Source organism: Bacillus sp. B4EP4a (genome assembly GCF_006680105.1).
GTDB lineage: Bacteria > Bacillota > Bacilli > Bacillales > DSM-1321 > Peribacillus > Peribacillus simplex_E.
The window spans coordinates 21,244-38,828 of sequence record NZ_VHIK01000059.1; the positions used below are offsets into that span (position 1 = coordinate 21,244).

Below are 17,585 nucleotides of genomic sequence, written 5' to 3' on the forward strand. Positions count from 1 at the left end.
CTCATGTTCCTGATACATTATTCATGTTCGAATGGATTCGATACGGCTTTGGATGAATTCGAACGAGGTTTTTGCTTCTTGGACGATTTGTTTTATTAGTTCATTGACGGTCAATATTTCTTTTATCAGTCCTACGGATTGACCGCAAGACCAGATTCCTCCGTCTAAATTTCCTTCAAAGTATACTTTCTTGCTTCGTTGTCCCGTAATCAGTGGAATCAATTCCTCTATAGTGGCACCTTCATTTTCAAGTTTGTCAACTTCTTTACTGACTGCATTTAATGCTACACGTGACGGACTGCCTATATTCCGTTGGATGACAACCGTATCCATTTCATTGGCAGATACCATCCACTGCTTCACGTTATCATGGATCGGTGCTTCTTGCGTTGCCATAAAGCGAGTCCCCATGACGATACCTTCAGCACCGAGTGACAAGGCACTAATCAGGCCTCTGCCATCCGAAAATCCTCCGCCTGCTATTACTGGTATAGTAACGGAGTCAACGGCTCTAGGGAGCATGACAAGCGTTCCTACATCCCCCATGCCTGGATGTCCGCCTGTTTCATTCCCTACAATTATAATGGCATCGACTCCTAATTTCTCAGCCGACATTGCGTTTTTGATGTTCGCTACCTTATGTATCACGGTAAAGCCGTGCTCTTTAAGTTTGGGCATTAAACTTTCTGGGCTTCGGCCACTCGTTTCAACAATTTTTACATCTTCGTCAATTAAAATATCGATGAACTCATCATTCGGAGTTGCCGTTTGACTTGGAAACAGGTTCAGGTTGACAGCAAAGGGCTTCTTGGTCATAGTTTTCACTTTGCGTATTTCATCACGTAGACCTTCTGGTGTCACCTGTGTTTTCGAAGTTATGATGCCTAGTCCCCCCGCTTCTGAAACGGCGGCTGCAAGCGGGGCTCGGCCAACATGAAACATCCCGCCGCAAATAATCGGATATTCAATCCCCAATAATTCTGTAATTCTTGTTTTCATTTGCCATACCCCTCTCATTTTCCATGGATTTCTATCAATCTACTCTTCTTACATAATGTACACACGCCATGTCTATATCCCATACTTATGAAGCCGCTTGTAAAATGTACTTCTGGGTATATCCATCAACTTTGCTGCAGCCGTTACATTTCCTCTTGATTTTTGTAATGCCTCTATCATTAAATCCCGTTGAATTTTTTCACGGATTGTCAGTTCATTTCCCTTGATGCCTTTTTTACCATGTTCATCCCATGAAGGGAAATCATCATGTCGGGTAACGGCCTGTGAATGCATGGAATTCAACACTTTAGCATAATCCAGAGGTCCTTCTGCAAGTAAGATGGTCAATCGCTGAAGTACATTCTGCAGTTCTCTAATATTGCCTGGCCAATTGTAATCATTTAAATGTATCAATAATTCTTCGGTTAATGGAATATTCCAATTATTCTTCGAACACAAGTAGTTGACTAGATAAGGAATGTCTTCAATTCTTTCTCTCAATGGAGGTACATGAATGGGGTAAACGTTCAACCGATAGTATAAATCCTTCCGAAAGGACCCTTCATTGACAAGCTCTTCAAGATTACGGTGTGTTGCAGTGATAATGCGAATATCCAATGAAATGCTTTTTGTGCCACCGATTGGAACGATTTTTCTTTCTTGAAGTACACGCAGTAAGGCAACTTGCATCGCTGAAGGGATTTCACCGATTTCATCGAGAAAAATGGTCCCTCCATTTGCCTGCTCGAACTTCCCTTTGTACCCTTGCCGTTTAGCCCCTGTAAAAGCACCATCAACATACCCGAATAATTCACTCTCCATTAAATCTTTAGGTATGGCTCCGCAATTTATCGTGACGAACGGTCCTTTTTTACGGAAGCCATTTTCATGAATGGCCATGGCAATAAGCTCTTTCCCGACCCCTGTTTCACCAGATATATACACATTGGCTTCTGTCGGTGCAACAAGCTTCACTTTGTGTAATGTGTTATGAAAGGATTCGCTAATCCCGCTTTCCCCTTTGAAGGCAAACCTTTCTGCAGGCATTGAAGCAGGGAAAAGCCTATTGGTTTCATGACCATGATTCTCTGATAAGAATAAACACTTACCTGAAATCCTATTATCCTCTTTGGATAGAAGCGGATTTTCCTTTACGATTCGATATCCATGATTTAATAGATCAGCCAATGCCATACCAATGGATTGAGGAATTTTTTTGCGAATCTGTTTACTGGCGGAGATTATCATTTCTTTATGATTACAAACGATAAAAGGCAAATCCGGATAGGTCTCTGCAAGTTCTATCGAGTGCTGGGTCAGTGCCAGCTCCTTTTTATAGGAACGCACTCCCATTTCCTGTTCGATCGTATACGCCAAATTGGCTACCATACCCAGCATGGAGGGATGGAAATAATCTACTGGACAAGATATATCCAAAACTCCCAATATCTTACCGTCTTCATTTAAAATGGGCATGGCAGAGCAACTCCATTTGTGGGAGGCAATTGAATAGTGCTCGGTACCTTGGATCATTACGGCTTCACCCGTTTTCAAAGCTGTTCCAATTGCGTTCGTTCCGACCTCACCCTCCGTCCAGCATACGCCCTCCACAAAATTTATTTTTCCTGCCTCCTCGAGGATTTTCTCGTTTCCGGAAAGTGAAAGGACATATCCATCCGGATCGACCAATAGAGCCATCATTCCAGATTCTTTTATCGATTGATTCATCCTAGTTAATTGGGGTGATGCCACTTCTAATAGGAAGGAGTTTTTTTCTCTTTGAATGTCCAATAATTCAGTCGTCAAAATGTGTTTGCCTTTGTTAAGGTATGGGTTGACTTGTTCTTTTTTGCAGCGATGCCAGGATTCCATTATTCGCTTGTTCAGACGATTTGAATCGAGAACCCCTTCACTGACAAAGCGTTCCCATGTGCGTAGATAACAACTAGTGGATAGCATATAATCCTCCTCTAATCATTTGGTTTAAACCTTCATTCGAACAGTCAATCTAGAGGAAAAATACCATGGAGTATAAAATAAGATGTTAATCGAGGTCCATTTAATTATAGTAGATTATGTATTCGCTTACAATATATAGATTTAGTTTACACAAAAAGCATCATGTGATCATTCACACGATGCTTCTCCTTCTAACAATATAATGCGTTAGTTTTATGAAAATATAACCCCACCATCAATCATGATGGATTGCCCTGTCATATAATCCGAATCCGGTGAAGCAAGGTAAGATACGAATTTCGCAACATCCTCTGGGGTTTCAGAGCGTCCTAAGGTTATGGAATCTGTAAACTTTTTAAATGTTTCACCTTTAGCAAGATTCATATATTGGCCCATTTTTTCATCGATTAAATCCCACATTTGCGTCCCGACAATTCCTGGACAGTATGCATTCACCGTAATGCCAAACTGGGCCAATTCCTGTGCTGCCGCTTGTGTAATGCCTCTTACGGCAAATTTTGTGGCCGAGTATGTACCTAATAAACTAAAGCCTTTGTAACTGGCGATGCTGGCAGCACTTATAATTTTTCCGCCTTCTTGCTTTTTCATTTGTTCAGCAGCGGCTTGCAGGCAAAAGAGGACACCATTTACATTTATATTGAAAATCTGTTCCAGATCCTCTTGAGTTACCTCCAATAGAGGCATTATTTGAGCAATTCCTGCATTTGAAACCATAACGTCAAGTTGTCCAAAACGTTCCACAACTTGATTCACCATATCGAATACTTCCCGTCTATTGCTTACATCCGCTTTAACGGCAAAGCTTTCACGTCCAATTTCCCTGATCTCATTCACGACCGATTCAGCCGTATCCATATTGACATCGTTAATGACCACATTCAATCCATCTTGAGCTAATCTTAATGCAATGGCACGTCCGATACCACGTCCGGCACCAGTGACTACCGCCGTCCTTTGACCGCTAGCCATACAAAAATCTCCCTTCTGTCAAAAAAAGCTTATTTATATTTTTTTATGAATGCACAGCTTGACCTACAACGTTCAAAAAAGCTTCATGTATGGATTCCGACAAGGTTGGATGTGCCGCTACAAAATCTCCCATCATATCTGCCGTTATTTCTGCATGCAGCATGACCGTACCTTGACCAATCAATTCTGTCGCATGTTGACCAACAATGGTAAAACCTAGAATTTCATTATATTGTGGGTTCACTAGGACTTTGACCTTTCCTACCGGTTTATTGGAAAGGATTGCTTTCCCATTTGCCGAAAAAGCGAATTCACCAACTTTAATTTCCCCATATTTTTTACGCGCTTCTTTTTCAGTCAAGCCTACACTTGCAATCTCCGGGGAGGTATAAATGCAGCGAGGGATTGCCCGGTAATTAACTTGTGCAAATTGACCACAGGCATTTAGAGCCGCAACTCGCCCTTCATGAAAAGCGACATGGGCAAGTTGTATGCCCCCTATCACATCACCACAAGCATATATAGATGGATTGCTTGTTTGCATTCGATCATCCACCGAAATGCCAAGTCGGGAAAAATCAATATCATTTCCCTCTAAGCCCATTTCGTTCACTCTTGGTTTTCTCCCTATTGATACGAGTACGTAATATGCATGAAGTTCTTCCAATTCGCCATCGCTTTTCTCTAAAAATACCGTCTTACTGGCTGCATTGATGCTTTTGACAGATGTGGATGTATGGACCGTTACACCTTGGGTTTTCAATTCTCCATGCAGGATGCTCGTAATATCATCATCTTCCCCCGGAAGCAGCTTTGGCCCCATTTCGATAACGGTAACCTTGGTGCCCATCCTGCTATAAATACTGGCAAATTCACATCCGATGACGCCGCCTCCGACAATTAGCAGCGAATCGGGAATGGCAGGAAGTGACATGGCATGGCCACTGTGGATGATCCATTCACCATCAAACGGCGCAAAAGATAAAGGAATCGGTTCGGACCCCGTTGAAATGATGATCTTACTTGCTTCAATCTCTTCATTTTTATTTCCGTTCTCGATCCGAAGTCGATGGCTCGTCAGGATAGACGCTCTTCCCTGAATGACTTTTATTTTATTCTTATTCATTAAATATCGAATGCCGTTCACTAGTTTAGATATGACATCTCTCTTTCGTTCCTGTACGGTTTCCCAATCGACTTCAATCGAATTGGAGGGCAGGCGAATTCCCATTTGCCCGGCATTTTTCACCAAGTCATACGTATCGGCACTTTTCAATAATGACTTCGTTGGCATACAGCCTTCGTTTAAACAGGTGCCCCCCAATGGCCCATCGACTACCAATATGACTTCCTTATCCTGCTGGGCAGCAGTGATTGCAGCTACATACCCAGCAGGACCGCCGCCTATAATAGCTATACGATTCAAGAGCTTTCCCTCCTTTTTTATAAAATCACGGTGATCGGCTCTTCTAAATACCGTTTTAGTGTTTGTAAAAAGGCAGCAGCGGGTGCCCCGTCGAGTACACGGTGATCAAAAGTTAAACTGAGTGGCAAGATCGTTCTCCTCTCCAATTCTTCGCCAATATAAAGCGGGGTATCATAAGCAGAGCCAATTCCCAGTATCCCCGTTTCCGGTGTATTGAGAATCGGAGTAAAATGCTCAACGCCATATGCCCCAAGGTTACTGATGGTAAAAGTGGACCCTTGCATGTCTTCAATAGGCAATTGACCGTCACGTGCACACCGGGCCAATTCCTTACCTTTATTCGATAACTGCCTTAGGGTACAATTTTCGGCATTTCTTATGACAGGAACAACGAGCCCCTTCTCCAAGGCCACCGCTAATCCAAGATGGATATGCTCATTCAAAATGATGTTATCTTCAATATAAGCACTATTCATTTTAGGATGCTCATTAAGTGAAAGCACGACAGCCTTGGCAACAAAGTCCGTTATAGTCAATTTAGTTGATTCCTGTTTTTGTAGCGTTTCAGTAGCCTTTTTTTGCAAAATGAATAAATCGGTGACGTCAACTTTCATCGTTAGAGTTAATTGGGCACTGCTTTGCAAGCTCTCTTTCATACGTTTTGCAATGATTTTCCTCATTCCGGTAACAGGGATCTGTTGCCGACTCTCTAAAGTAGGTTGGGGAGGAACTATTCTTTCTTCTGTTGTATTTACCGACATGGAATCCCTTTTTTCGATTACTTTCTGTACATCTTCTTTAGTGATTCTTCCTCCTGGCCCGGTGCCTTGAATCTTCTCAATGTCAAGATTCGCTGCCTGTGCCATTTTTCGTGCAACCGGGGTGATCATCAAACGATCTCCCATTGACAAAATGGGTGACTCTTTTGTTTTCGGCTTTTCTTGTTCAGCAATTCTCGACTGAGTTTGTTCAGCAACATGATCATCTATCACTATTTCTTCATTCGGATTTCCGATATGACAGATAACGGTTCCTGGAGGTACTCCTTGTCCTTCTTGGACAGCTATATTCAGAATCGTACCTTCCGCCGGAGATTCAATATCCATTTCGATTTTCTCTGAATTGATGCTGGCTATTGCCTCACCTTTTTCGACTGGATCCCCAACAGCCTTACTCCACAAAGAAACGGTGCCTTCTTTCATTGCCATGCCTAATTTCGGCATTACTACTTCGACCGCCATAACTTTTTTCTCCCTTCAGATTGGTTTCTGTGTCCAACTTTGGTTTTGTTGCTCCAACTTTTGCAGTTCTATTCGAAAAAGCTGGAGCATGCATCATATTGATTTATTTACACCCTAAGAATGGAAGGCTCCCCCAATAATTCTGAAACGACTTGTATCACTTTTTCTGATGTTGGAAGGTAAATATCTTCTAGCGGTGGAGAAAAAGGTACAGGTGTATGTGGTGCCGTAATCCTCTTAATTGGCGAATCGAGCGTGTCAAATCCCTTATCCGCCACCAGTGCGGCAATATCCGTTGCGACGCTGCATCTTGGGTTCGCTTCATCAATCACGATCAAACGATTTGTTTTTGCCACAGAATTGAGAATCGATTCTTCATCCAGTGGTGACAAGCTCCGAGGGTCGACAATCTCAACTTCAATGCCTTTAGCAGTAAGTTTTTCAGCAGCCTCCATCGCGGTGTGAACTTGTTTACCGATGGCAACGACCGTCAAATCCGAGCCTTTCCTTTTAATTTCAGCTTTGCCGATTGGGATTGTATAGTAGCCTTCCGGAACCTCTCCGACCATGTTGTATAGCGTTTTATCTTCAAAAAAGATGACAGGATCATTATCTTCTATGGCTGAAAGTAAGAGCCCTTTTGCGTCATAGGGGGATGAGGGAACAACTACCTTCAATCCAGGAATGCTAGTGAACAAGGCATAAAGGCTTTGTGAATGCTGTGCTGCAGCCCTGAACCCTGCACCATGCATCGTACGGATTGTCACGGGAACCTGTGCTTTTCCTCCAAACATATAGCGGAACTTCGCACCTTGATTCAATACTTCATCCAAACAGCTGCCAATGAAATCGTTGAACATTAGCTCGGCAATCGGTCGTAAGCCTGTCGAAGCGGCTGCCATGGCCGCACCCATATAACCGGCTTCCGCAATGGGAGTATCAAGGATTCTATCGCGGCCAAACTCTTGAACCAATCCTTTTGTGACACCTAAAACACCACCCCATGCTTCGTCATCCTGCAAATGATCAACCTCTGCGCCTCCGGCTACATCTTCTCCCATAAGAATGACATTTTCATCTTTTCTCATTGCCATGGCCATTGCTTCATTTATTGCCTGTGACATACTGATTTTTCTACTCATTTCAATTCCTCCTTTTATAATTTAATAGGATACATAAACATCTTTTAATAAATCGGAAGCCTCTGGATATGGGCTATCTTCACTGAACTTGACTGCTTGTTTAATAGATTCCTCAACGGCAATCTCAAGAGAAATCAGTTCTTTTTCCGCCAGCAGATTCTGTTTGAGTAAGTAATTCCTAAACAGGGAAATCGCATCTTTCTCTTGTTTATGCTCCTTTTTGTCTTGTTCTTTTTTATATTTCTGTGCATCTCCCTCGAAGTGTCCATAATTACGATAAGTAACGCATTCGATCAATGATGGACCTTCTCCCCTGCGAGCCCTCTGAACGGCTTCTTCGGCAGCCTTATACACAGCCAATACATCTTTCCCATCCACTCGGACACCCGGGATATTGTAGCTAATCGCCCGATCGGCTATCGTTTTACAGCTTGAAGCATAATTGAATGGCGTGGCCTCCCCATACCCATTATTTTCTGCGATGAATATTACGGGTAGCTTCCAAATTGCCGCCAGATTTATACCTTCATGGAATGTCCCATGATTATTGGCACCATCACCAAAAAAACAAACACTAACATGATCGGTCTTTTTATATTTCGCAGTTAATGCTGCACCGCATGCGAGCGGAAAGCCTCCACCAACTATCCCGTTTGCACCTAACATCCCCTTATCCAAATCGGCAATATGCATGGAACCGCCTTTTCCCTTGCAAAGCCCTGTCACTTTCCCATAGATTTCAGCCATCATCCCGTTAAGGTCACATTCTTTTGCGATACAGTGGCCATGCCCCCTGTGAGTGCTTGTAATGCTGTCCTTTTCAGAAAGGTGAGCACATACTCCTACAGCTACCGCTTCTTCCCCAGCATACAAATGGACAAAACCTGGTAAAATCCCTTTTGCAAAAGATTCATGAACTTGGTCTTCGAATTTCCTGATCTCCAGCATTTTTTTGTACATCCAATAAGCCTTGTCCTGTGATAACTTTATTTCATTCGATTGAACCGTTTCCATTTTTCAGCCCCCAATCATTAATAATGAGTCAATCTTTATATTGATATTGCAAATGCCGTGCCAAGATGGGAGGTCGGTAAATTAGGATTTTATCTATTTTTCAGTCGAAACAAAACGAGACAAAATGAGATTGTTGTCTCGTTTTGTCTCGTTTTTTAAAAATATACAATCACTCATTTGAGAATCTCTTTTCTTCGTTGCAAATACAATTGACTTTTATATATGTAAATCAAGGATAAACAAGAAGCCAAGCGCCTATTCAAGAAAGCCTTGGACTTTTCGTGCGTGTCTAAGCCTAGCGTAATAAAAATAGATGAGAAACATGCTTACCCTGCCTGATGGCATGCAGGTAAGGCAAGTTAGTTAAAGAGGAACAAGATCTTCTTTTTATTAAGAAGCGCGTGTCTTCTAAGTTGGAGTTCAAGTCATTTATAACAGTAACCTCTATAATATGTGGTGCACCAGTACCAGTTCATATTATAGAGATGGATTCAAGTGCAAGTTGTCCTTGAAATCACGAGTATTCTCCGCTGCTAATTGCCATTGGATCTTTGACGAAGGAAAGACCTTTTTCAAATTAAGCCCCACTGTAGCAATGATGGTCAAAACAGCGCAAATGATTAAATAAATGAAAGCTGATGTAAAGGATCCGTTGAATGTTTCAATTAAATAGCCCATTACCATCGGTGCAAGGAATCCACCGATCATCCCACCAAGGTTAATAACCCCGATTGCCAATCCAATATTATTCTTTGAAAATACTTTATGCGAAATCGTACACAAAGACTTAAACGTAATGACAAGGGTAACGGATGGTGCGTTGAATATTAAATACAACAAAATGACCAAGATAGAACATAGAATAGCGAGATATTTTTCCTTTCCATATAAGTAGGACTGACGAGTTTACCGCCTATTATAGTGCCGATCGCGCCAGTAAGTCCTGGAATGGAGGTAGCATACCCATAGACAGGAGGTCAAAGCCTCTTTCTCCTACTAGATAAGGAGGCATCCATGAAGTAAGTCCCAATATAAGCGGACTCATCCCAAACCACATTATAGAAAACTGCCATACAATTGGAATCTTCACTAAATCTTTAAAAGATATTTTCTCTAAAATCTCCTTTTCCGGAACTGTCCGCCTGCCTATTTTCCGGCTTCAAGTAATACCATAACAACGCTGCCACTAATGACAATAAATTGATTTTGCCAACCGATCCACACAAGTAATGGTGTGGCAATTAGCGGTGCTATTACGCCTCCAAGTGAATTGGATGACATCATTGTAGTCTGCGCACTAGGCCGCTCTTCCTTAGGAAAAACATCCGCAATCGCCTTGGAAATTGCTACCGGATACCCACCTTTTCATAGACCGAACATAAAGCGGTTGATAATCATGGACATTAGGGACCAAGCCATCCCTGTAAAAACGGTAAACAAAGACCAAAACAAAATAGCAACAACGGTTAGAACATGTTCTTGTTCGGAATACAGTCCAGCGATTACTGGTTATTGTACAGCTGGAATAAGTTATTGAGGCGAGGACATCGTAGGAAAAATGACAATTTAATTTGGTTTTCTCAGAGTGAAATCTCAACAATATTTTCAATCTGTGAAAAAGGGGGTTTTTACCGTAAAAGTTGGAGTTCATGCTCTATTGCCATTTTCCTTATCTTCACATATGCAGTAATTTCTAAAAAGGTTAGTAAAGAGACAACTGAATATAAGTTCCAAAAACACGATACTTAGAGAAAACCTGATCAAGCACTGCTTGAAATTGAATTTTCGTTTGTACATTTAACCTTATACATGTACATGTCTTCTAGTACTACTTCGAAGGATTATGATTTGAATTCCTCGTTTTTTATTTGGCTCCAAGACTTCTTTAATTTACTACTCGCAGAGATGGGAAATTCTGAACATGATTAAGCCAAGTAAACCTACTGAAGCTCCCACAACTTTACATATCCCAGCTGTGATCCGTCACTTACAAGATAATGGAAACCGTACATAACTCCCAACCCTGCGATTGGTTTGGCCCCTCCCGGTTTACATGGTCAGCTTTACAAGACGAGAACGGCCGTTGAACCCGTCGATGCTAAATAAGAGTTCTTTCAACTAATAATTTCAGTTATCGAACAGGCGAAAAAGCTAAAGTACATTTCGAACTTAAGATGCTGTTTTATTTTATAAGCTCCGAAATTAGCAGTAGATCGCCTCAATCAAAAAATGCACAAAAATAAGGCTGTTATTCGTTTTTGAAATGAATGACTAAAATTCTATCACTCTAACGAGGGCACTACTTTTATGGAATTGATTCAATCATAATATAGATTGAGGTGTGGGTATTATATAGGAATAGGAATAGGTATAAATAGTAATGGTGTCCCATTTGAGATGTTTGATTATTTTCTGCAAACTCATTCCTATTCCCTCCTCTTTTTAGATAGCTGCTCCAGTCTAAATCATGTCCCCTGTTTTTGCACGTAAAAAAAGGACAGAAAAGAGTAATGGTAACATTCCCTTCTCTGTCCTTTTATCTGAGAGTTTAACTCTCAGATAAAAAGAGTATTCCCTTTTGTGGCGTTTTATAAACGCGCTCTCCAGAGTTGCGTCCCATTGTGGTTCTTTTGCCTGAGAGATTTGTTCCAAGATTTTTTATGGAAATTGCTCATTCGGTCACTGTCTACATTGCACTCTCTCACAATCTTCATCCTTTATTTTTGAACAACTATAGTTATTCTGAATAAACAATTATTTACATAAGTGTTTTTATGATATTGCCTCTATATTTTTACATATTCAGGAAACTAAAAAAAAGATAAAACGGAGGAAAATTACTTTATATCAGCAAACGCTTTCAAATTTAACAGACTAATGCTTCTTTATGAAGTTCTGCTCTTGATGATCGCTGATTGCATCCTGGTTTTTCTCTTTTTCTTTTAAAACATAACTAAGCAAGTCTAATGAGAGGCGCGCTGCCACTTGTCCAGTTATTCCCGTATGATCGTAAGGTGTAGCTACTTCTACCATATCAAAACCGATTACTTCTCCTCTTTTTGCAATTCCATGGAGTAATTCGTTGACTTCATCATAAAGCAGGCCTCCAGGAGAAGGTGTGCCTGTCGCAGGGGCGATTGATGGGTCGAGGCCATCAATGTCCATGGTAATATAATATTTTTCACCTGCTGGAATAAGTTCCAGAACTTGTTCAAATCCCATCTTTCTCATTTGGCGGGGAGACAAGATGACACTTCCGTATTCTCTGGCAGCATCGACATCTTCTTTTTTACTGCTGCTGATTCCACGAATGCCCAATTGAAAAATCTTTTGAACATGATTCATTTCAGATAAGCGGCGGATGCAGCTTCCATGTCCAACCCGCATTCCTGAACGGTGATCTGCCCAGTCTAAATGCGCATCAATCTGGATCACATGAAATGGCCCGAGTTCACCCAAGCCCTTTCCTACTGGAATTGTAATGGAATGATCTCCACCTAAAACAACCGGCATTGCACCTTTTGAAACGATTTTTCGAATGGCTTCTTCCGTATTATCATGGGATTGCATCATATCCCCATGTACCATGTCTACATCGCCGCAATCAACAACTTTCCATTTCGGGCCAAGATACGTGATATCATTTTCAATATCATAGGCTCCATCTAACCCGAAACTATATAATGTAGAGCCTTCACGAATTCCTCTTGGACCCATTCTTGCGCCTGACTTCCATTGTGTTCCCATATCATTTGGAACTCCAATGACAGCTACATCTGCATCTAGCTGATCTAGATCCGGACATACGGGATATTTCCCGAAAGTACAGATTCCGGTAAAAGGTAAATTAAGATGTTGTTTTTCATTATTCGACATGTACTTTGCCTCCCACTTGTATTACGTACTCGTTAATATATGCAAGCTTCATGCCAACCTATAAAACTAGGAGTCAATAATGACTACTAGGAACCAACATATTTTCTGATTACTCGATTTTTCTTAGTAAACGCCACTGAGAAAGAGCTCGGAGAATATAATTCATATACTATGCTGTCTTATTAGGTCTTAAAAAAGACAAATCTTGATGAACTGGTCTTTTACTCGTAAAATAATCAAGTAGGCTGACAGCTTTCTTTCTGTTAAAGCCCATCTTCAGAATTAATATTTGAAAATTATTAAATTTTAAAATATTGGCAAATTAAAAAAATGCATCCTCTATTATTAGTCAAAAATTTCTTCGATGTAAGCATTACTCACTCTCTTTTACTCATTTATCTCTACTTCTCCATTTTTAATGATCAAACCACTTGGTTGGCTCCACTTCTAAATTAATGTTGATTTGTTTTACCTCACTAAACTCATCTAAACCAAAAGTTCCTAACCCCCGGCCAATTCCGCTCTGCTTGTAGCCTCCCCACGGTGCTTCGTTGTAGGCTAGATTGTAGGCATTAATCCATGTAATTCCGGCTCTTATTTTCTTAATCACTCTTAATGCCTTCGCACCGTCTTGGGAAAATACACCTGCTGCGAGGCCGTATGGGGTATCATTCGCAAGCTGGATGGCTTCCGCTTCATCTTTAAACTTTTGCACAGTCAGTACCGGACCGAATATTTCTTCCTGTACAATTCTCATGTCAGGTTTAGTGTCAACAAATATCGTCGGCTCAACAAAATAACCATTTTCAAGCCCCACGCTTGTGATACGCTTGCCTCCGCAGGCTAGTTTCGCCCCTTCTTCTATACCTAGTTGAATATAGCTGAGCACCTCATTCATATGGTCTTCACTGACAAGCGCCCCCATTTCTGTAGACGGTTGATCGCCAGGGCCGACCCGGATTTTTTTCGCCTTCTCTACCAGTCTCTCGATAAACTTGTCATGAATGCTCTCTTCAAGCAGTAAACGAGATCCTGCATTACAAACTTGGCCGGAATTGACAAAAATTCCATATAAAGCATAATCCACGGCTGTCTCAAAGTCTGCGTCGGCAAAAACGATGTTAGGTGACTTTCCGCCTAATTCAAGTGCAATGTTTTTAATATTTCCAGCTGCTGTTTTCATGATGTTTCTGCCTGTTTCTGTGCTGCCAGTGAACGAAACCATATCGACTTTATCGCTTTCCGCTAGTTCATTTCCTACTGTTCCCCCGCCGCCCATAACTAGGTTGGCAACGCCATCCGGTATGCCGACTTCTTGGATAATCTCAAATAATTTAACAGTCGTAATCGGAGTGATCCCGGCTGGTTTAAACACAATCGTATTTCCTGCAGCAAGGGAAGGGGCTATTTTCCAGGCTCCTGTCAGTAAAGGGAAATTCCATGGAGCGATTAGTCCGCATACCCCTACCGGCTCCCGAACAACCATAGCCTGTACAGGACCGGAAACCGGGTATGTTTGTCCATCGGGTTTAGTGACTAAACCGGCATAATATCGAAAACAATCCACTGCATCCGCAATGTCAAATTCCGCTTCTCTAAGAGGTTTTCCGGTATTCGCTGTTTCAAGCTGGCTAAGCTCAGATGCACGTTCTTCAAGTGTCTCCGCTATTTTAAATAGGTAGGAAGCCCGTTCTGAAGCTGGCAGATCTGACCAAATCCCGGAATCAAATGCGGTTCTCGCCGCATCAATGGCCATTCGGGTATCTTCTGCATTTCCCCTGGGAGCCTCTGCAATGAACTTGCCGTTTGCAGGGTTTACAACTTGACTCTTTTGTTTACTTAAAGAATCCATCCATTCACCGTTTATGAACATTTTCAGATTTAACACTGTAAAAACACCTCCAGTTTTTATGTAAGCCATGGTGGCCGCCCAATTAAAACTCCTATCAAGCTGACCACCGATTCAAAAACTCTTAATCCACATGAACACTTAATAACTCGACACATCTTCATTCCATCGAGGAACATTTAGAATTGGTCATGTCAAATTTTCTAAATCGATCTATATAGTTAAATTAATGTTGTGTTTTTCGCCTCATAAGTCTTTTGGAATAATGCCAAATAATCTTCGCGTGTCACTTTTCTTGAATTCGTCTGTGTACATAAATGAACTGCTGCCCCTTCAGCAAGGAATGGGAAATCTTCAGGATTGACATTATTTAAATCTCGAAAATCAGGAATGCCAATTTTACGAGCAAGCTCTTTTAACAATACAACACCTTCATAGGCAGTTTCTTCAATTGTTTTACCTTCTTTATTTGCTCCAAGTTTTTCAGCTACAATTGCATGCTTTTCAGGGTTTGAAGGAATATTAAATTCAAAAACATGTGGAAGAAAGATAGAATTTGCTACCCCATGTGGAGTATCATAAAGACCTCCAAGTGGTTCAGCCATAGCATGTACAGCACCAAGATCCGCGTGATTAAATGCCATACCTGCAATTAAACTGGCTACAAGCATATTTTTCCGTCCTTCTAAGTCGTTCCCATTTTCTACAGCTAACGGAAGGTACTTAGCAATTAATTCAATTGAATAAAGACTGAGAGCATCGGAAATGGGTTCAGCAATATTGCTGGTATAAGCTTCGATAGCATGTGTAAGTGCATCCATTCCAGTAGCAGCAGTAATAGATTTAGGCAGAGTTAGAGTTAATTCAGGATCTAAAATTGCTAGTTTCGGAGCCAGTCTAATGTCAAGTATAGCCTCTTTCTGTTTTGTAACTGTATCTGTAATGACAGAACCTGTTGTAACCTCACTTCCAGTACCTGAAGTTGTAGGAATACAAATAAGTGGAGTGATTTCTCTCTCTAGTAAATTAAAACCGTAACGATCTCTAAGCTCTCCTCCATGGGTTAAAAGTGTACCAATTGCTTTTGCTGTATCCATCGAACTTCCGCCGCCAAGACCTATCAAAAGATCTATTTCTTCGTCTTTAAATTGTTGATAGGCTCTATGGCAATCTACATCTTTTGGATTAGGAGTAATTTCATCAAAAACAATATAATTGACACCTTCTTGGTCTAACGAATCGGTAACCTTTTGTAAAATTCCAGTTTGCGCAAGTCCTTTATCGGTAATAAGAAGTGCCTTTTTTCCTCCTAGCTCTTTTGCTCTTTTCCCAATATTTTTAACTTTTCCGTTCCCAAACTCTATAGAGGTAGGAATATTGAAATTAAAATCCCAGATCATGATTAATTTCCCCTTTCAATTTTTCAAATATTGTAATAGTATAGTGACTCACACTCTTTTACTCTTTTACTCTTTTACTTTTTTATTTCTACTTATCCATTTTTAATGATCAAACCACTTGGTTGGCTCCACTTCTAAATTAATGTTGATTTGTTTTACCTCACTAAACTCATCCAAACCAAAAGTTCCTAACCCACGGCCAATTCCGCTCTGTTTATAGCCTCCCCACGGTGCTTCATTGTAGGCTAGATTATAAGCATTAATCCACGTAATTCCGGCTCTTATTTTCTTAGTCACTCTTAAAGCCTTCGCGCCGTCTTGTGAAAATACACCTGCTGCGAGGCCGTATGGAGTATCATTGGCAAGCTGGATGGCTTCCGCTTCACCTTTAAATTTTTGCACGGTCAGTACTGGCCCGAATATTTCTTCCTGAACAATTCTCATGTCCGGTTTGGTATCAACAAATATCGTCGGCTCAACAAAATAGCCCATTTCAAGTCCATAGCTTGTGATACGCTTGCCGCCGCAGGCTAATGTCGCCCCTTCTTCTATGCCAAGTTGAATATATTGGAGTACCTTATTCATATGCGCTTCACTGACAAGGGCACCCATTTGTGTAGACGGTTGATCACCAGGGCCGACCCGGATCTTTTTCGCTTTTTCTTTCAGTCTATCGATAAACTTGTCGTGAATGCTCTCTTCCAGCAGCAAACGCGATCCTGCATTACAAATTTGGCCGGCGTTGACAAAAATACCATATAAAGCATAATCTAGAGCTGTCTCAAAGTCTGCGTCGGCAAAAACGATGTTTGGTGACTTGCCGCCTAATTCGAGTGCAATGTTTTTAATATTTCCAGCTGCTGCTTTCATGATGCTTCTGCCTGTCGATGTACTGCCAGTGAACGAAACCATATCAACTTTATCGCTTTCCGCTAGTTCATTTCCTACTGTTGCACCACCACCCATAACTAGATTTGCAACGCCATCTGGTATGCCAACTTCTTCGATAATCTCAAATAATTTAGTAGTTGTAATCGGAGTGACCTCGGATGTTTTAAATACAATCGTATTTCCTGCAGCAAGGGAAGGGGCTATTTTCCAGGCTCCTGTCAGTAAAGGGAAATTCCACGGAGCGATCAGTCCACATACCCCTACCGGCTCTCGAACAACCATGGCCTGTACAGGACCGGAAACAGGATACGTTTGGCCGTCCGGTTTTGTGACTAAGCCGGCATAATAACGAAAACAATCCGCTGCATCCGCAATGTCAAACTCTGCTTCTTTAAGAGGTTTTCCGGTATTGGCTGTTTCAAGTTGGCTAAGCTCAGATGCATGTTCTTCAATTTTCTCTGCTATTTTAAATAAATAGGAAGCCCGTTCCGAAGCCTGCAGGTCTGACCAAATCCCGGAATCAAATGCGGTTCGTGCCGCATCAATGGCCATCCGGGCATCTTCTGCATTTCCGTTGGGAGCCTCCGCAATGATCTTGCCGTTTGCGGGGTTAACAACATTACTCGTTTGTTTACTCAAAGAATCCATCCACTCACCGTTTATAAACTTTTTCAGCTTCAACAATTTGAAAAAACCTCCTGTTCGTTATTCTTACTTTAACAATCCCGCTTTAAAAATAGGTAACGCTTTCATTTTTCCTTATTTTCAAAATATTCACACCTCCTTTAGTTACATATA

Annotated in this window: 13 protein-coding genes, 1 pseudogene and 1 riboswitch; all 14 genes and pseudogenes read right to left on the reverse strand. The window is 41.3% G+C overall.

Annotated features, from left to right (window positions below):
- Window positions 1–21: 21 nt before the first annotated feature.
- Window positions 22–999 carry an NAD(P)H-dependent flavin oxidoreductase gene (locus tag FNK51_RS23495; RefSeq protein ID WP_141994868.1) on the reverse strand — a complete coding sequence of 326 codons (978 nt, stop codon included), beginning with the start codon at window positions 997–999 and terminating at the stop codon, window positions 22–24.
- 72 nt (window positions 1,000–1,071) lie between these two features.
- Entirely contained in the window at window positions 1,072–2,958 is a 1,887-nt protein-coding gene (locus FNK51_RS23500) for a sigma-54-dependent Fis family transcriptional regulator (RefSeq protein WP_141994869.1), read from the reverse strand.
- 213 nt (window positions 2,959–3,171) lie between these two features.
- Window positions 3,172–3,948, reverse strand: a complete 777-nt coding sequence (locus tag FNK51_RS23505; RefSeq protein ID WP_141994870.1) for an acetoin reductase — start codon at window positions 3,946–3,948, stop codon at window positions 3,172–3,174.
- 43 nt (window positions 3,949–3,991) lie between these two features.
- Window positions 3,992–5,374: a dihydrolipoyl dehydrogenase gene (gene lpdA, locus FNK51_RS23510; RefSeq protein WP_141994871.1), complete on the reverse strand. Its 1,383-nt coding sequence runs from the start codon at window positions 5,372–5,374 to the stop codon at window positions 3,992–3,994.
- Between the two features lie 17 nt (window positions 5,375–5,391).
- Window positions 5,392–6,615, reverse strand: coding sequence for a dihydrolipoamide acetyltransferase family protein (locus tag FNK51_RS23515; protein ID WP_141994872.1), 1,224 nt, complete (start codon window positions 6,613–6,615; stop codon window positions 5,392–5,394).
- A gap of 107 nt (window positions 6,616–6,722) precedes the next feature.
- Complete coding sequence (locus FNK51_RS23520; RefSeq protein WP_141994873.1) at window positions 6,723–7,757, reverse strand: alpha-ketoacid dehydrogenase subunit beta; 1,035 nt, start codon at window positions 7,755–7,757, stop codon at window positions 6,723–6,725.
- 21 nt (window positions 7,758–7,778) lie between these two features.
- Window positions 7,779–8,771 carry a thiamine pyrophosphate-dependent dehydrogenase E1 component subunit alpha gene (locus FNK51_RS23525; RefSeq protein ID WP_098372333.1) on the reverse strand — a complete coding sequence of 331 codons (993 nt, stop codon included), beginning with the start codon at window positions 8,769–8,771 and terminating at the stop codon, window positions 7,779–7,781.
- Window positions 8,772–9,248: 477 nt separating this feature from the next.
- Entirely contained in the window at window positions 9,249–9,608 is a 360-nt protein-coding gene (locus tag FNK51_RS27375) for an MFS transporter (protein ID WP_286178849.1), read from the reverse strand.
- A 309-nt stretch (window positions 9,609–9,917) separates the two neighbouring features.
- Window positions 9,918–10,115 (reverse strand): MFS transporter, encoded by a 198-nt coding sequence (locus FNK51_RS27380; protein ID WP_353617969.1) that lies wholly within the window; start codon window positions 10,113–10,115, stop codon window positions 9,918–9,920.
- A 347-nt stretch (window positions 10,116–10,462) separates the two neighbouring features.
- Window positions 10,463–10,658: pseudogene (locus tag FNK51_RS27385) on the reverse strand (IS110 family transposase); the annotation flags it as partial.
- A gap of 725 nt (window positions 10,659–11,383) precedes the next feature.
- A riboswitch (glycine riboswitch) is annotated at window positions 11,384–11,485 on the reverse strand.
- Between the two features lie 160 nt (window positions 11,486–11,645).
- Window positions 11,646–12,647, reverse strand: a complete 1,002-nt coding sequence (speB, locus tag FNK51_RS23535) for an agmatinase (RefSeq protein WP_141994874.1) — start codon at window positions 12,645–12,647, stop codon at window positions 11,646–11,648.
- Between the two features lie 415 nt (window positions 12,648–13,062).
- Complete coding sequence (locus tag FNK51_RS23540) at window positions 13,063–14,535, reverse strand: aldehyde dehydrogenase family protein (protein ID WP_141994875.1); 1,473 nt, start codon at window positions 14,533–14,535, stop codon at window positions 13,063–13,065.
- 182 nt (window positions 14,536–14,717) lie between these two features.
- On the reverse strand, window positions 14,718–15,896 hold the full coding sequence (locus tag FNK51_RS23545; protein WP_141994876.1) for an iron-containing alcohol dehydrogenase: 1,179 nt from the start codon (window positions 15,894–15,896) through the stop codon (window positions 14,718–14,720).
- A gap of 102 nt (window positions 15,897–15,998) precedes the next feature.
- Complete coding sequence (locus FNK51_RS23550) at window positions 15,999–17,471, reverse strand: aldehyde dehydrogenase family protein (RefSeq protein ID WP_141994877.1); 1,473 nt, start codon at window positions 17,469–17,471, stop codon at window positions 15,999–16,001.
- Window positions 17,472–17,585: the final 114 nt, after the last annotated feature.